The 16,200-nt window shown below is 46.1% G+C and carries 14 protein-coding genes; 7 read left to right on the forward strand and 7 right to left on the reverse strand.

Annotated elements, in window-relative coordinates:
• Positions 1 to 36 precede the first annotated feature (36 nt).
• Entirely contained in the window at positions 37 to 1,656 is a 1,620-nt protein-coding gene (locus tag MKY16_RS07070; RefSeq protein ID WP_340954807.1) for a cobyric acid synthase, read from the forward strand.
• A 121-nt stretch (positions 1,657 to 1,777) separates the two neighbouring features.
• Here the strand turns inward: MKY16_RS07070 and MKY16_RS07075 are convergent, their stop codons facing one another.
• On the reverse strand, positions 1,778 to 3,478 hold the full coding sequence (locus MKY16_RS07075) for a methyl-accepting chemotaxis protein (protein ID WP_029516396.1): 1,701 nt from the start codon (positions 3,476 to 3,478) through the stop codon (positions 1,778 to 1,780).
• A gap of 501 nt (positions 3,479 to 3,979) precedes the next feature.
• Here MKY16_RS07075 and MKY16_RS07080 point away from each other — a divergent pair.
• The 3 genes from MKY16_RS07080 to MKY16_RS07090 all read left to right on the forward strand — a co-directional run bounded on the left by MKY16_RS07080 (position 3,980) and on the right by MKY16_RS07090 (position 7,778).
• On the forward strand, positions 3,980 to 5,215 hold the full coding sequence (locus tag MKY16_RS07080; protein ID WP_340954811.1) for a PTS transporter subunit EIIC: 1,236 nt from the start codon (positions 3,980 to 3,982) through the stop codon (positions 5,213 to 5,215).
• A 216-nt stretch (positions 5,216 to 5,431) separates the two neighbouring features.
• Entirely contained in the window at positions 5,432 to 6,829 is a 1,398-nt protein-coding gene (locus MKY16_RS07085) for an L-cystine transporter (protein ID WP_340954814.1), read from the forward strand.
• Positions 6,830 to 7,079: 250 nt separating this feature from the next.
• Positions 7,080 to 7,778, forward strand: coding sequence for a queuosine precursor transporter (locus tag MKY16_RS07090; RefSeq protein WP_165144939.1), 699 nt, complete (start codon positions 7,080 to 7,082; stop codon positions 7,776 to 7,778).
• A gap of 58 nt (positions 7,779 to 7,836) precedes the next feature.
• On the opposite strand, the gene MKY16_RS07095 is transcribed toward MKY16_RS07090, so the two are convergent.
• Together MKY16_RS07095 and MKY16_RS07100 are read right to left on the reverse strand one after the other, a co-directional pair.
• On the reverse strand, positions 7,837 to 8,925 hold the full coding sequence (locus MKY16_RS07095; protein ID WP_069012552.1) for a M24 family metallopeptidase: 1,089 nt from the start codon (positions 8,923 to 8,925) through the stop codon (positions 7,837 to 7,839).
• A gap of 72 nt (positions 8,926 to 8,997) precedes the next feature.
• Complete coding sequence (locus tag MKY16_RS07100; RefSeq protein ID WP_069012553.1) at positions 8,998 to 9,726, reverse strand: MBL fold metallo-hydrolase; 729 nt, start codon at positions 9,724 to 9,726, stop codon at positions 8,998 to 9,000.
• A gap of 197 nt (positions 9,727 to 9,923) precedes the next feature.
• Here MKY16_RS07100 and MKY16_RS07105 point away from each other — a divergent pair, with 197 nt between their 5' ends.
• Positions 9,924 to 10,436, forward strand: coding sequence for a GNAT family N-acetyltransferase (locus MKY16_RS07105; RefSeq protein ID WP_069012554.1), 513 nt, complete (start codon positions 9,924 to 9,926; stop codon positions 10,434 to 10,436).
• Positions 10,437 to 10,555: 119 nt separating this feature from the next.
• Here the strand turns inward: MKY16_RS07105 and MKY16_RS07110 are convergent, their stop codons facing one another.
• From MKY16_RS07110 to MKY16_RS07120, 3 genes are all read right to left on the reverse strand, one after another.
• Positions 10,556 to 10,990 carry a threonine/serine exporter family protein gene (locus MKY16_RS07110; RefSeq protein ID WP_013309318.1) on the reverse strand — a complete coding sequence of 145 codons (435 nt, stop codon included), beginning with the start codon at positions 10,988 to 10,990 and terminating at the stop codon, positions 10,556 to 10,558.
• Between the two features lie 20 nt (positions 10,991 to 11,010).
• Complete coding sequence (locus MKY16_RS07115) at positions 11,011 to 11,766, reverse strand: threonine/serine exporter family protein (RefSeq protein WP_029516404.1); 756 nt, start codon at positions 11,764 to 11,766, stop codon at positions 11,011 to 11,013.
• Positions 11,767 to 11,879: 113 nt separating this feature from the next.
• Positions 11,880 to 12,734, reverse strand: coding sequence for a hypothetical protein (locus MKY16_RS07120; RefSeq protein WP_340954816.1), 855 nt, complete (start codon positions 12,732 to 12,734; stop codon positions 11,880 to 11,882).
• A gap of 358 nt (positions 12,735 to 13,092) precedes the next feature.
• Here MKY16_RS07120 and MKY16_RS07125 point away from each other — a divergent pair, with 358 nt between their 5' ends.
• A complete protein-coding gene (locus MKY16_RS07125) occupies positions 13,093 to 13,824 on the forward strand; it encodes an HAD family hydrolase (protein ID WP_340954818.1) in 732 nt (243 codons plus the stop codon).
• Between the two features lie 137 nt (positions 13,825 to 13,961).
• Positions 13,962 to 14,642 carry a serine/threonine protein kinase gene (locus MKY16_RS07130; RefSeq protein ID WP_069291431.1) on the forward strand — a complete coding sequence of 227 codons (681 nt, stop codon included), beginning with the start codon at positions 13,962 to 13,964 and terminating at the stop codon, positions 14,640 to 14,642.
• 85 nt (positions 14,643 to 14,727) lie between these two features.
• Here the strand turns inward: MKY16_RS07130 and MKY16_RS07135 are convergent, their stop codons facing one another.
• Entirely contained in the window at positions 14,728 to 16,146 is a 1,419-nt protein-coding gene (locus tag MKY16_RS07135) for an NAD-dependent malic enzyme (protein WP_340954821.1), read from the reverse strand.
• Between the last annotated feature and the right edge of the window lie 54 nt (positions 16,147 to 16,200).

The following is a 16,200-nucleotide window of genomic DNA, read 5'->3' on the forward strand; positions in this document are numbered from 1 at the left end:
AGATTTGAAATGAATTCGTTAAAGGGGAAGAGGCAATTGTCAACTTTCGAACCGTCCTGCACGAGCCCGGCAGCCGTATTGATGCTTCAAGGAACAGCGTCGGATGTGGGCAAAAGCGTGGTGACGACTGCGCTTTGCCGTATTTTTACGCAGGACGGATATCGTCCAGCACCGTTTAAGTCGCAAAATATGGCGTTAAACTCTTATGTTACCGAAGACGGCAAGGAAATTGGACGCGCTCAGGGGGTGCAGGCTGAGGCCTGCGGTATTGAGGCCACGACCGACATGAATCCGATTCTGATTAAGCCGGTCAAAGATATGCACTCACAAATTGTTGTACACGGTGTACCTTATGCCTATATGAGCGCCTCCGATTACCGGAGGGATTTTTTGCCAAAAGCCAAGCAGACCGTTATGGATGCTCTGAATCGGTTGCGCGATACCTATGATATTGTCCTTATGGAAGGGGCAGGCAGCCCGGCAGAGATTAATTTGAAGGACCGCGATATCGTAAATATGAATCTGGCAGGTTGGGCGGATGCTCCAGTGTTGCTTATTTCAGATATCGACCGGGGCGGTGTTTTTGCCTCTCTCGTAGGAACCATCGAGTTGCTGGAACCCCATGAAGTACAGCGTATCCGCGGATTTATCATTAACAAATTCAGAGGCGATCTGTCTCTGCTGCAGCCGGGATTAGACTGGCTGGAGGAACGGACAGGCATTCCTGTACTCGGTGTATTGCCCTATCTACCAGACATTCGCATTGAAGCAGAGGATTCGGTAGTACTGGATAAGAAGCCCAAGCTATCTGCAAAGGATAAAGAACTGGATATTGCAGTGATACGATATCCGCGGATTTCCAATTTTACGGACACGGATGCTCTGGCCGCAGAGCCGGATGTGAGTGTTCGTTATGTCACAGAAGCCGGACAGTTGGGCGTACCGGACGCCATTATCTTACCGGGGACCAAAGACACCATTGGAGACCTGTTGGAATTGCGTGAGAGAGGTCTGGAGAAAGACATTCGGCAGGCTATGAATACCGGCTGCACACAGCTAGTTGGCATTTGTGGAGGTTATCAGATGCTGGGTACAGCGCTATTTGATCCCGAAGCCGTCGAATCTGGGTTGCCGCAGCAGGCAGAGGGGTTAGGTTGGCTGGCTCTGTCCACGACCTTTTTGAAGGAAAAGCAAACCGTACGCGTACAAGGAACCCTGTCTAATCATTGTCCGCTTTTGCTTAGCGCTACGCCTGATTCGGGTTATGCCTCTAAGCCAAGCATTGAAGGTTATGAAATACATATGGGCGTTACGGAGTATGTTACGGAACCATACGCACCTACAGGTAGAACTTTAAACCTAAGCGAAATGAAAAGGTTATTCCATATCCGGCGTGGCGAAGGAACAGCTTTTGAGGAAGGCTGGGGTACGACAGACGGTAAAGTATGGGGAACCTATTTGCACGGTGTGTTTGATAATGACCGTTTTCGCCGATGCTGGCTGGATGGATTGCGACAAGCCAAGGGCTTGGCACCTTTAGAAAGCACTTTTACTGTACGTGAAGCCAAGGAACGAGAGTTTGACCGTGTCGCAGAGGTGGTTCGGGCTCATTTAGATATGGAGCAAATTTATCGTATGATGGGAATGAATTCATAAACTTCATAAAATGATTATTTAAATCGCTCTTAAAAATAAAGAGGTATCTCTACAGCCATTTTCATGACTGAGAGATACCTCTCTTTATTCAGGATTTTGCAAAATCCTCTATGGTATCGGCTTACGTAATTTTAAATTTTTGGACAGCCTTTTGCAGCTCGGTTGCTTGTTTGCTTAATTGGCGAACAACCTCGCTGTGGCTTTCCATTTCATTCAGTTGCTCATCGGCATTTAAACCGATTTCCTGAATCATATGCTGTGCATTGGCAGCGATGAGAGCTGTCTCTTCCACGGAAGCAGATACTTCTTCCGAGCTGGCGGATACTTGTTCCGTTGCTGCAGATACCGTTTGAATCGTAGCATTGATCTTTTGCATAAGCTCACTTAGCTGGTTAAAGGCTGAGCTCGCTTGTTGAACCATTTCCGTTCCCGAATGAATTTCACGGCTCACCTGGGTCACAGAGTCCACAGATTGTTGCGATACTTCTTGAATGGTAACCAAATAGTCGGAAATTTCTTGTGTGGCTTCTTTAGATTGCTCCGCAAGCTTGCGCACTTCTCCGGCTACTACGGCGAAGCCCCGTCCATGTTCGCCCGCACGGGCAGCTTCAATGGAGGCATTCAGGGACAACATTTGAATTTGCTTCGTGATATCGAAAATAGCCGAAACGATACTGCCAATGGCTTCTGAGCGCTCATTCATACTATGGATGTATCGAAGCGATTCATCGGCAGCATGTCCTACCTGTGACATTTGAGCTACAGCTTTTTGAGCGAGCGTAGTACCGTTAACCGTTTCTTTTGTCGCTTCACTGATTTGATCGGATACATCATTGGCAGAGGAGGCGATGTGCTGGACACCTTGAGCGATTTCCTCCATAGCCTGCGCATTTTCAGCAGCAGCTGTAGCTATGCTGGTACTGCCCTTTGCTATTTCCTCTGCGGCAACTGTAGAATCCTGGACTTTTACGCTCATAGCCTCAGTCCGACGAAGCAGCTCGTCCGATCCTTCAACAACCGCACCGGATGTAGAAAGCACATGGCCGATCATTTCTTTTAAGTTATGAGACATCGATTGGAAACTGCGGGCAAGTTGCGCAATTTCATTGACGCCATGAACCTTCGCTTCTTGTGAAAGATCACCTTGAGCAATTTTTTCGCTATGACGAACCAATTCAGCAATGGGTTTTACAACTTTACGTATCACGAGGGTAGAAATAATTCCGCCCAGCAGGAGTGTTGCCACTGTAATACCTATGCAAATCCATAGAATTTGTTGGGATTTTTCTTGTACGAATCCAACATCTTCGTTCACGCCCAGAACTAAATTACTACCCGATATAGCAAAGAAGGCGGTTTTGTGTACTCCGTACGAATCGCTATAAATTTCACTGATATTCATCTCGCCTTGTTTTGCTTTTTTTACATCCTCTACAGGAATGAGTGCATCCTTGACCTTGTATACTGATTTTACATTCCGTGCGACGACTTCGGCTTTACCATCCTTCACTACCGCGATATATGCCGATTCTAATTTGAGGGTATCGACTTTGTCCTGCAGATAGGATTCCATCTGTATAGCGGAGCCGGAATCAGAACCGCTTCCTTGCCCGGCCTGAACAGCTAAGGAAATATTGAGATCCTGATATACATTTTTAGCTCCAATTTCTAGCAATTGGTCTACCTGAGGCATGACACTGTTATTAATGATACTCATGGATATTGCATAGAAACTGATGCTGAACAAAAGGGATGCAAAGAGCTGAATCAGCAAAAACATAATTCGTAATTTCGCGCCAATGGAACGATTAAAACTCTTCATGAAAATTCTCCTCTCACATGATGGTAATAAAGTCAGACGAATTCCCCTGCTTGATGTAGGCCGCTTGTCCAATAAGATGCTAGACACGCCATGATCTACTTGTTTTCCTCTCCTTGCTTGAAGAAAAGACTGAAAATGTTCGGATTCTATGTATATTTCAGCTGTATTCAAGGAACAAGAATGTGAAAGGGAAGTAATCCATGATTTACTAAAAAGTAGGTTAGACCTATTTTACATAATTAACAGGCGGTTGAATAGTCATATTTGCCCAAAAACAAACAAAAAATATATAACTATGGTCTTAGGTGTTTAGATGTAAGTTTGATGTAAATTATCAGGTGCATAAAAACGAATAGATTACTCCTTCTATAAAACTATTGTAAAAAAGAAGTAATATAAGTAGCATAAGGAATACCGCTTTTACGACAATATTCTTCTAAGCTTGGTTTGGTAAGTTCGAAAGTGGTCTTCAATATACATATAAAAGGGGAAAAGGTAGTTATGAATGGAGATTTACTTTCCAAAGAAATGATTTCGCAGGTCAGAGGCGAAGATGAACTAGAGCCGACTTCCGGTAGTAACAGAGCTGCTGCAGGGGGAAATCCGATAAGTCGTCTATTAGATTATGTATCAGGCGTATTCACTCCGATCTTGCCGGCAATGATTGGGGCAGGAATGATCAAGGTAATTATATTAGTTTTAATGTCCTTCGGTTTATTGTTGTCTGATCCGCAGGTATATACTATTTTAATGGCTATCAGCGATGGGGTGTATTACTTTCTACCTATTTTTGTTGCGGCAAGTGCGGCAAGAAGGCTGCGCAGCAATGTATTTGTTGCGGCAGCCATCGCAGTATCCGTATTCCATCCCCAACTAACAAGTTTATTCCAGTCAAGTGAGGAGGTACGTTTTGCTGGTCTGTCAGTTATAGACCCACAAGCTGCTTCATCTATAGTACTCATACTTGTTGTCGTTTGGATAGCATCGTGTGTCGAAAGATGGTTAGACAGGTATACCCCTTATTCACTTAAATTATTGGTTGTCCCGACTTTGACACTGATACTCACTATACCTTTGATGGTGTTCGCTTTCGGGCCACTGTGGAGTTATCTCGGCCAACATGTATCGGATGGACTAGGCTGGTTGTTTGACAATGCAGAAGTGTTTACAGGGTTGTTGCTCGGAGGCGCGATGTCTTGGCTTATTATTGCAGGCATGCAATATATAATGCTACCGATTATGATCAGCTCGCTTACAACATTGGGTTACGACCATATTTTTCCCGTGGTCATTGCAGCGGCTTTCGCTCAGGCTGGCGCAACATTTGGCGTATGTGTTAAATCCAAAAATCCCAAAGTCAAAACGCTGGCTGCGTCCACAGGTTTGTTAGCCATGCTGGGAATCATTGAACCGGCCATGTATGGTGTCAATATCCGTTTCAAAAAACCGTTAATAGCAGTTATGATTGGTGGAGCCGTTGGTGGGGCTTGTATGTGTTTGTTTGAAACAGAGCTTACTGCTATTGGTACCTCTGCTGGGCTGCTCAGCTTACCTTTATTTTCTGAACCCACGCTTGTGTACGGTATTGTGGGTATACTGATTTCGTTTGTTACGGCTGGCGTAATTACGTATTTTATGGGCTTTGTGGATGAAAAAGATGAGCATTCGCAAGTAGTATCTACATCTGGCATGAATGCTTCTCCGAACTCGGTTGTGGAAAAGAGCCCCGGCAGCTAAATCGAATACGTGTCGTTGTGTCAGGATAACAAACAGCAAGCCTTCATCTTACGAAGGCTTGCTGTTTGTCATTTTGATAAATCTAAGGCTGGAGCAGATTTATTATTTTTATTTCAATAAAACCTACAAAAATAGTTGGCTTTGTGATATAGTAATCTTCGGATTGAAGGGTCACTTTAGAAAACATCTTACGTTTAAGTTTGGAGGAAATGATATATGGATACCTTCTTTATTATTTTGAATGTCATCGTGCTGCTTGCACTGCTCGGCGTGTTGGTCTGGATGCAGAAAAAGCACATCTCCTTTACAAAAAGGGTATTTGCCGCACTTGGCTTCGGACTGATCTACGGGGCTATTCTACAATATGCTTATGGGGCAGGCTCAGAGGTCATTACAAAATCAGTTGATTGGTTCAACCTCGCAGGTAATGGTTATGTCCGTTTGCTGCAAATGGTAGTTATTCCGCTTATCATGGTGTCGATTATTTCGGCTATTATGAATTTGAAGGGAAGACAGAACCTTGGCAAAATCAGCGTGTCCATTATTGCAGTACTACTGATTACAACGGCAATTGCTGCTTCAGTGAGTATTGTAACCAGCCTGTCATTTGATTTAAAGGCCATTGAGATTCAAGGTGGAGAAAAGGAACAAGCACAGGGCTTGAAGATGGAAGAGCGCCTTGGAACAGTTCAGGACATGACCATTCCACAGCAGGTGCTGGAATTTATTCCTTCAAATCCTTTTGAGGATATGACGGGAGCACGTCGTACGTCGACGCTGGCGGTGGTTATTTTCTCGGCTTTTATCGGGGTGGCTGTGCTCGGATTGGATCGTAAAAAACCGGAACAGGCGCAAACCTTCCGTAAAGTGATCGATGCAGTGTACGCTGTAGTGATGCGGATTGTAACGCTGGTGCTGAGATTGACACCTTACGGTATTTTAGCACTGATCACTAAAGTAGTAGCTACGACCAATCCAGATGAAATTTTGAAGCTAATCAAGTTTGTGCTCGCTTCTTATGTGGCTTTGTTGGTCATGTTTATCATTCATCTTATTTTGCTGGCCTTGTTCGGCTATAATCCGGTGACGTATGTGAAAAAGGTATTGCCTACACTGGTTTTTGCTTTTACTTCTCGTTCCAGTGCGGCGACCATTCCGTTAAATGTTGAAACGCAAACGAAAAAACTGGGTGTGTCCGATGGCATCGCGAATCTGTCTGCGACCTTGGGAGCGACTATTGGACAAAACGGCTGTGCTGGTATTTATCCGGCGATGCTGGCGGTTATGATTGCTCCAACCGTGGGTATTGATCCAACGAGCTGGGATTTTATCCTCACGCTTATTCTAGTCGTTACGGTCAGCTCGTTCGGCGTGGCGGGTGTAGGCGGTGGTGCCACTTTCGCTTCCCTGATCGTGCTTTCCACCATGAATCTTCCAGTGGCATTGGCAGGATTGCTCATCTCAGTCGAACCGTTGATTGATATGGGTCGCACAGCGTTAAATGTCAATGATTCTATTACCGCAGGTCTCATTTCAGGCAAGGTGCTCAAAGAGAACGATCAAGACGTGTTCAACAATCAAGGTATGGATTTGGATGCATCGTCGCACTCTTAAGTAAAAGATAGACAAGATGGTGTAAACTACAGTCTCATATCGCATCTATCGCATATGTAACACATGCACTGTGCACCTCAATACTCAGAGTCGACCTTAAGGTCGGCTCTTTATATTAGGCTTAGGACAGTGTAAATTATAGCTGTTCACGAATCCTAATCTATGATACATTAAAATAATGTTTTTCCGGCTTGCTTCGGATGAACCGCGGTTCGCAACCATCCCGCGCTATCAAAACTAGGAGGATTTTATGTTTAATCTTTTATGGGGGGCAGCTTTTGTCCTCGTCAATTTTATGTTCTTTTTGTTATGTTTTCGGTTGTTCGGTAAAAAAGGGCTGTACGCCTGGATTGGTGTTGCTACTGTACTAGCTAACATTCAGGTAACCAAAACGATTGATCTGGTCGGCATTACCACGACATTGGGAAATACGATGTATGTTTCTATGTATATGGCCAGCGACTTGCTGAATGAAAAATATGGGCCTAAAGAGGCGCGTAAAGCTGTGTGGTTCGGCTTTTTCACTCTGATTATGACGACGGTCACGATGCAAATGGTGCTGCAATTCGAGCCAACTGCAACGGATTTTGCCCAGACCCCGATGCAACAGCTGTTTGGATTGTTGCCAAGGCTTGCGCTTGCCAGCTTGACAGCCTATGCAGTCAGTCAATTGCTGGACGTGCGTCTGTACGCCTGGATTCGCAAGTTTTTCCCGGAACGTCATCAGCTCTGGATTCGCGGCAATGGCAGCACGATGATCAGCTCGTTTATAGATACGCTCATTTTCTGTACTATTGCTTTTTACGGTTATGCGTGGGGAATATGGATCGAGATATTATTCACCACCTACATCTTAAAATTTGTACTGACCGCGGCGGGTACACCCATTTTGTACATTGCACGCAATTTCAGCTTTATAGAAGAGGAGGGGCAAACCCTAAAGCCATGATGGCTTGGGGTTACCCCTCCTTTTTTCATACTTTTTATATAATGAATAGCAAATGGATTTATCCGAGCACTGTCAGTTCTTTTGGAAAAGAGGTAAGCACTTCAACACCATCAGAGGTGACCAGAACGTCATCTTCAATCCGCACACCGCCGAGGCCTGGCACATAGATGCCGGGTTCGATTGTGAACACGAAGCCTTCATGAAGCAGATCGCTATTGCCTCCGTGTACAGATGGATATTCGTGAACACTCATGCCAAGGCCGTGTCCAACTCGATGGTTAAAGGCAGGGCCATATCCAGCGGATTCAACAACAGCCCGTGCTGCCTGATCTACGGATGCGCAGGAAACTCCCGGGCGAATGGCGGCAATTCCTGCTTCGTTCGAGCGAAGAACCGTATTATAAATTGTTTCGAGCTCAGTCGATAGCTTTCCAAAAGCAAAAGTACGTGTAATATCCGAAGCATAACCATCGGAATATACGCCCATATCAAACATGAGCAGATCGCCGTGTTGCAGCTTGCGGGTACCCGGAACACCATGAGGCAAGGCTGTTTTGGGTCCAGACAGCACTGTTGTGTCAAAAGACGGGCCATCTGCACCGATTTTTTTCATCTGGTATTCGATTTCGGCCACCAGCTCGACTTCCGTCACCCCTTCACGCACATGGGTGAGACCGTGACGAAGGGCATCTTCCACCAAACGAGCTGCATGTTTCAGACGTTGTACTTCCTCAGGAGTTTTTCTCACACGCATTTCTTGAAGCACTGGACCCAGGTCCACATATTGAGCCGCGCCAATGGCAGTATGTAGCTGTTCGTAACGGAGGACGGAGACGTGCTCCTTTTCCAGTGCGAATGCTTTCACACCGGTGCCTGTGCGTTGACGAAGCAGATCATATGGATTGTCCGTATCGGTGTGGGTGGATATACGAGTCACAGAAGAAGCAGCTTGGGCGGCTTCTGCATCCAGGGCGGGTACGATCAGTTCTGGTTCTTGGTCCCGAAGCAACACCAGACCAAGAAAACGCTCATGCGGATCACTGGCAAAGCCCGTCAGGTAGTAAATATGTTTAGGATCGGTCACAAGCAGGCCGTCCCAAGACTGTGACTTCAGTTCATCATACAGTCGGGTTATTTTCTCATTCATAAAGTCTCATTCCTTTCTGCCTATTTATTCATTATAGCTCTTCATACATCATTATTTATAGCATGGAATGACTTATTCTCTTTCCTGACTTAATGTTTGCAGACGTGCCTGTACATTCTGATCATAGTAACCACCATGGTAGCAGAGTACCTTATCAACATCCAATACAGTCAGTTTATCGAGGCTCTTTAGGGCCAGTGGCATATCCGGCGTAGCCGACTCAGCGGGACCGACCAGTTCACCTTCGACTACAAGCAACTCATCTGCTGCCAACAGCAGCTTTTGTGCGGGCACATACAAGCTGATATGCCCGGGCGTGTGGCCGGGTGTATGTATAATCTGTATTCCTCCACCATAGGGTAGATGCTCACCATCCTCAAGAATATGAGCAAAGCGCAAATCTGGCAGGCGGCGAATCAGATCCTCTGCTTGTTGCTTGAGCGTAGTATCCAACTGATTAATCCGTTCCGGCGTTAGCTTCACAAACGGTCGCTCTCCTGTCATATAAGGGACGTCATCCTTATGGGCTAACAGGGCAGTATTCGGCAGCAAGTCCAGCAGTGCATGAACATTTCCGATATGGTCAATATCTTGATGTGTTAAAATAATTCTTTTCAGGCGGCTGATATCCTCACCCACATCTGAAATAGCCTTGCGTAATGGCTCCAATTGGCCGAGCATTCCCGTGTCAATCAGTGTAAGTCCATCCTCGTCCTTGAGCAGTACAGGATAAATGGTTGTTTTTCCAAAAAAAGATTCCATAGGTATTTCCAAAATCAAGAGTTGAGTTCCAATATTCATATTAAGCTGCTTCAGAATCCTTGACTCCGAAACATACCTCCCGTCTCGTCATGTTAAATCGCTTACTCCGTTTTTGTTTTTCTTCAAGCTCTATTATAAAACCCTTTGGGACTAATCCGCAAAACAACTCGATATGGCTGATCGGGCGCTTGTCTTGTACAATAAATAAATCACACAATAGGAGGCGGATACGAATAATGAATAACGACCAATCTTTTTCCATTGAATTTGCATGCAAAGAGGATCTTCCCGATATTGTGGACATTTATAATTCTACGATCGCAGGACGAATGGTCACGGCAGATCTGGAACCGGTGACAGTGGAAAGTCGAATTCCATGGTTTGAGGCTCATCAGGAAAACCACCGGCCTTTGTGGGTTTTAAAACAAAAGGGTACAATTGCCGGATGGGCCAGTCTTCAGTCCTTTTATGGGCGTCCAGCTTATAACGGTACAGCAGAAATTAGCATATACGTCCATGAGGATTCTCGTGGAACCGGAACAGGAAGTCGACTGGTGCAGCACTTGCTAAATGAATGTCCGAGACTGGGGATTACCACGTTGTTGGGATTTGTTTTTGGTCATAATGAGCCAAGTATTGGGCTGCTACGGAAGTTTGGTTTTGAGCAATGGGGGTACTATCCGCGTGTAGCTGTGCTGGACAGCATAGAGCGAGATTTGGCGATATTGGGTAAGCGAGTGGATGAATAAGCTTATGACATATAAATATTCTTTGTAACGTGTACAGAAAAAGGCTGTTTCCAAAATCGTCTCATACACTGCAGATGATTTTGGGAGCAGCCTCTTTTGCTTTTCTATTTTCATCGCTTTTAGCGCTGTGGTTTAAAACGTATACTGTGAAAAATCTGATTAAGCACTTCAGACAGCACCAAACCGACAGCAATCGCTCCTGCGATCATCAGCGTGCTCATCGCCAGCTCCAGTGCCTGCGGATAATGTTGTTGTACGAACTGGCGCATGGCATTATAGGCCATTCCCCCTGGAACGAGCGGAATCATGCCTGCGACACTGAAAATAATCACAGGCATTTTGTACAGCCGCGCAAAGCCTTGACTGACGATGCCGATGAGGATCGTTGCCAAAAGGCTGGCGCTCACAGGTCCCATGCTGTCCGTAGTTGAATAATAGACCAGCCAGCCTAGCATACCGACGAAACCGCATTGCAGCAGCGAGCGCCGGGGGGCATGGAAAAGTATGCCGAATGCAGCGGTGGCAATAAAACTTGTGAATAATTGTGCAAGCATAGACTTGAATCTCCTCCGAATCACATATAAGAAATGATCACCGCAACGCCAGCTCCAATGCCGAAAGACGTCAGGCAAGCATCGGCTCCCTTGGAAAGACCCGAAACAAGGTGCCCGGACATTAAATCACGGATGGCATTTGTAATTAACAAGCCTGGAACCAGTGGCATGACAGAGCCAATAATAATTTTATCCATCATCTGTCCCCAGCCTACTATCGTTAATAGAGCCGCCAGCAAACCGATTAGAAAAGATGCAGAAAACTCTGAGAAAAACTTAACCTTAACGAGCCTGTGAAAATACTGTACGGCTGCAAATCCGATACCTCCGCATAACACAGCTGCGGGGAAATCTCGCCAAACTCCACCAAACATGATCATAAAGCAACCGCTGGCCAACGCAGCAGCCATCAGCTGTATACGGTTAGAATAACGGAGGGGACCACATTCAATCTCCGAAAGCTCCTTGACGGCAGCGCGGGGAGACAAATCACCTGTGCTGATTTTACGTGAAATGGAATTGACCTCTGTCACCTTGTGCAAATCGGTGGTCCGCTCTACGATGCGAATGAGCGTGGCAGGCTCCGAGTCATTAATGGCAAAAAAAATCCCAGTTGGTGTGACATAGCTATGGGACTGGGATATGCCATAGGCCGAAGCAATGCGGGACATCGTGTCTTCAACACGATAGGTTTCGGCTCCATTTTGCATCATCAGTTTGCCCGCCAACAGACAAACCTCAATGATTTCAGGAGTAGGATAGGAATGATTATTCATGCTCGCTCTCTTTCATTCGTACCGGGCCGTTCGACCCTATTATTTTCATTTATTGTAGCACAAAAAGCCGCCTTTTCGGAGGCGGTTAGGTTAGGGGAAATCCAAGGAATTCATCATGATTCTATCATATCAGGAATAACGGTATAGTAGGACTCTTCCAGAGATGTTGCGGCCTCAGATAGGCCCATCAACTTAAGCTGTCCAGCTACAAAAGCACGAAGGGCAGAATGGGTGAACAGATGCCGTGTCTGGGCATCTCGAATAAAGGCCAGTCTGGCTTCACGCGAACCGTTGTGGAATAACTCACGCACAGCTTCGCCTTGTTGTTCCCAAAGGAAAGGCTCCGTTACGGTCAAGAGGGCACTCTCCTTAGAAGAGCTATGCTTCGCAGAAGAAGATACCTGAATGCCCAAGCCGTTCAGCGTAGGAGCTACTTCATTGTGCTTCCGTTCTGTACGCAAACTATCGATATAGGCAGCCATATCCTGAATCGGTTCGATACCAAAGCGTTCCCGGAAGCATTCGCGTACAAACGCGGTACGTTCATCTACAATCTGAGGCAGTCGCTGACCTGCATGTCCAGAATAGTCATCTCCACTGGCGTAGTATCGTTGTAATGAACTGTTCTCTGTATAAACAACACTTAAAAAATCCTGCAAATGACGGGCAACCACCCATACACCCGTCCAATCGACGGGAGATACGCATACGATAGGGGCCTGTGAAAGGTCCTTTTCAAGACCAAAATCCGTTAAAAAGCCATAATGTATTCCGTCCACCCCTGCATGGGCAAAAGGAATAACATCTGGTGGTGTAGCCATATATCGTGGCGCGCGGCCCTGCTCCATAATCAATCCCAAATCAAAACTCAAAGAATGCCGGTTCGCTTCGAGCTCCTTTTCAAATTCTATAAGTGCCTCAATCAAAGGTGTAGCTGATCCATAGGCTAGGTTAGAACCGGAATCCATCGTGTCTGCCTCCCTTATCCAATACATCCATAAAGCGTCCATCCCTAAAAGGTACGTGATTTTACACGAAATGTAAACCTGTATGACGAATCTTTTCAAAAATGTGACCTTTTACCCGTGTGTTGTCAAATAAAACGCTTTCGGGCAAAGCAGGACAAGATACCTATATTAGCTCGGTAGAGAAGTAAAGTGAGTTTGCGAAAATGCGGTCTTTTTCAGTGTATGTTAGCAACCGTGAAGTGTGAATGCAGGAGCGCAGTGTGAAGGACAGGGTGCAACGCAACAGGCCAACGGGTATAATATCAGGACAAGGTGAAAAGGAGCGACATCCGAAGATTTAACAGAAAGAAGTGGGCATATGAACTTGCAAAAGAAGGCTGTTTTTTTTGATGTAGATGATACGATGTACGATCATTTGCACCCTACACGCGATGCATTGCGAGCAGTATTAGGATTGAGTGAGCGTTTTCCTTTTGAGAAAGCCTACCATCGTATTCGCTATTACAGCGATGTACTATCGGCTAAAGGAGGACTACTGGAGGGGAAGGCAGGGACGCATGAACTGGATGAGATGAGAGAAAGCCGTTTCATTCTGGCTTTACAAGAATTCGGGATAGAAATTACCCGTGAGCAGGCAGTACATGTTCAACAAGAATATTTGGATCGTCAGTACCGAATTGAGCCTTTTGAGGGGGCTACCTCGTTAATAAATGATTTGAGCTCGGCTGGCTTTTTAGTTGGATTAATTACCAACGGTCTTGAAGAACACCAGATGAGCAAGATCAAGGCCATGGCGTTGGAAAATCATGTTGCAGCAGAGCATATCTTTGTATCTGGGACCGTTGGCTATGCCAAGCCTGATCCGCGCATTTTTGAAGTAGTGAACAAACGGACAGGAACGTTAGCAGAGCACTGCTGCTACATTGGGGATTCCTGGCGTAATGACGTGACGGGAGCTATAGCTGCGAATTGGCAGGTGATCTGGTTCAATCACAGAAACACTTCCCCGGAGACTGACGTGCTGGGGATCTATAAAACAGCAGCAAGCTATGCAGAGTTAAGAAGGTTGCTGCTGCCGGACGCTCGTTAGACACGGTACATACCGTATTTTTTAAAAGAATCAACCTATTTTGAAGCCATTCCCAAAGCTAACCCGTAATACTATTTATCTGTTATAGAACTAACTTCATTGGTAATGGTTTAGAACAGAGAAGGAGGGGATCGCGCATGGTAGAACAATGGAGGCAGGCAGAAGACATCATAAGTCAAGTGACCGTATACAGTACGGAGGATAATGATCCGGTTACCATTAAAACAGCCACTCAAGACGTCCGCTGTATTGGCATCGGGACAGATGCGGCCGTATTTACGCTCGATACGTTGCCAGGCTACGCGTTCAAGGTGTACTCAGACATGGCGATCGAGAAGAAAGATGCGGAGGCCGACGTATATGAGCGTTTGCGAGGGTCTGACTTTTTTCCTCATTATTACGGAAAAGGCGACAAGTATATTGTCATAAGTTATGAATCCGGTATTACGCTGCTGGACTGTTTGTTGCAAGGAATTCCTGTGCCAGAGCAGGTCATTCTGGATGTGGAAAAGGCGAGGGAATTTGTCCGATCCAAGGGGCTGAATCCCCGTGATATTCACCTCAAGAATGTACTCATGCAAGACGGGCGTGCCAAGGTATTGGACGTATCTGAATACGTGAAGGAAGGCGATGATAAGCGCTGGGAGCATTTGGTGTGGGCGTATCATACGTTTTATTCCGGTATCTCGGAGGTTAAAGTTCCCTCATGGATTTTGGATACAATTAAAAAATGGTACTACAAGCTGGATAACTCCAACTTTAATCTGGAGGAGTTTGCCCAGCGTGCCAGTCAATTGTTCTCTAAATGGAGGTCATAATCGCTGTAAAGATAACGGATATGAAGACTGATCTTTCGATAGCAAAAAGGATTGCACCCGCATTTAGGGGGGCAATCCTTTTCTTTTATCTGAAATCCCGAGGCACTCTTCTGGCTGTACCGCTCGCAATCGCGGCTTGAATCACCTTTTCACGCACCCGTTGAACCGCACTCTCGTTAAATACACCTGGGATAATATACAGCTTGTTTAGTTCTTCAGGACGAATCGTGCCTGCGATGGCCTCTGCGGCCGCCAGCTTCATCTCTTCGTTGATTTCACGGGCACGGCAGTCGAGCGCCGCTCGAAAGATGCCAGGGAAACAAAGCACATTGTTAATTTGGTTAGGATAGTCCGAACGTCCGGTGGCGATGACACCCGCAATGTCCTCGACGTCCTCTGGCGCAATTTCAGGAACCGGGTTAGCCATAGTGAACAGCACCGGGCCTTCTTTCATACGTTTTACGTCTTCTCGTTGCAGTATTCCACCTGCCGACAGACCGATAAACACGTCAGCGTCCTTCAGAACCTCGGACAGCGTGCCAGACAGCCGTTCAGGGTTGGTATGCTGTGCATACCAGTTCCACATTTGATGCTCGTATGTTTCATCCGCTGTAAGCGCTCCGTGACGATCTACGCCAATGATATTGACTGCTCCTGCAGATAGCAAAATTTTCGTACAGGCCACACCCGCAGCCCCGATACCACAGACGACAATTTTGACGTCAGACAGGGCCTTGCCGACAACCTTGAGCGCATTGATCAGCCCTGCGTATAAAACGACAGCTGTACCGTGCTGATCGTCATGAAAAACAGGTATGTCCAGCTCTTTACGTAACCGCTGTTCAATCTCAAAGCATCGTGGCGATGAAATATCCTCCAGGTTAATACCGCCAAAAGCTGGGGCCATTTGCTTAATGGTCTTAATGATCTCTTCGGTGTCCTGCGTATCCAGACAGATGGGAAAGGCATCGACGGAGCCGAGCTGCTTGAACAGCATAGCTTTGCCTTCCATAACTGGCATGGCTGCATAGGGACCGATGTTGCCTAGCCCGAGGACAGCGCTTCCGTCAGAGACGACGGCGACCGTGTTGCGCTTGATCGTCAAACGGAAAGCTTTGTCCGGTTCCTCGTGAATCGCCATACATACGCGTGCCACATCGGGGGTATATACCCGGGATAAGTCATCGCGGTTTTGAATGGGGACCTTGGGCTGCATTTCAATTTTGCCCCCGAGGTGTAATAGGAAGGTACGATCAGAGATGGATAATACCTTAACACCTTGTGCTTTTTTAATCCGGGCAATCATTTGATCGATTTCTGCTGGATCAGCAATAGTGACTGTAATATCTCTCACAGTGACCTTCTCAGAGGTGCGGATGACGTCAATGGCAATTACATCCCCGCCATGTTCGTTTACCAACGTAATCAATTGACCAAATTGGATGTGCTCGGTGGAAATTTCCAGTCGTAAAATGATATTTTTACCGCCAATACCGCCTTGCATGCAAATTCCTCCTTTGTCTTCCATAACAAAATCATTACGTAGGATCGATTGATT

The sequence above is a fragment of the Paenibacillus sp. FSL L8-0641 genome (genome assembly GCF_038006265.1).
Classification (GTDB): domain Bacteria; phylum Bacillota; class Bacilli; order Paenibacillales; family Paenibacillaceae; genus Paenibacillus; species Paenibacillus polymyxa_D.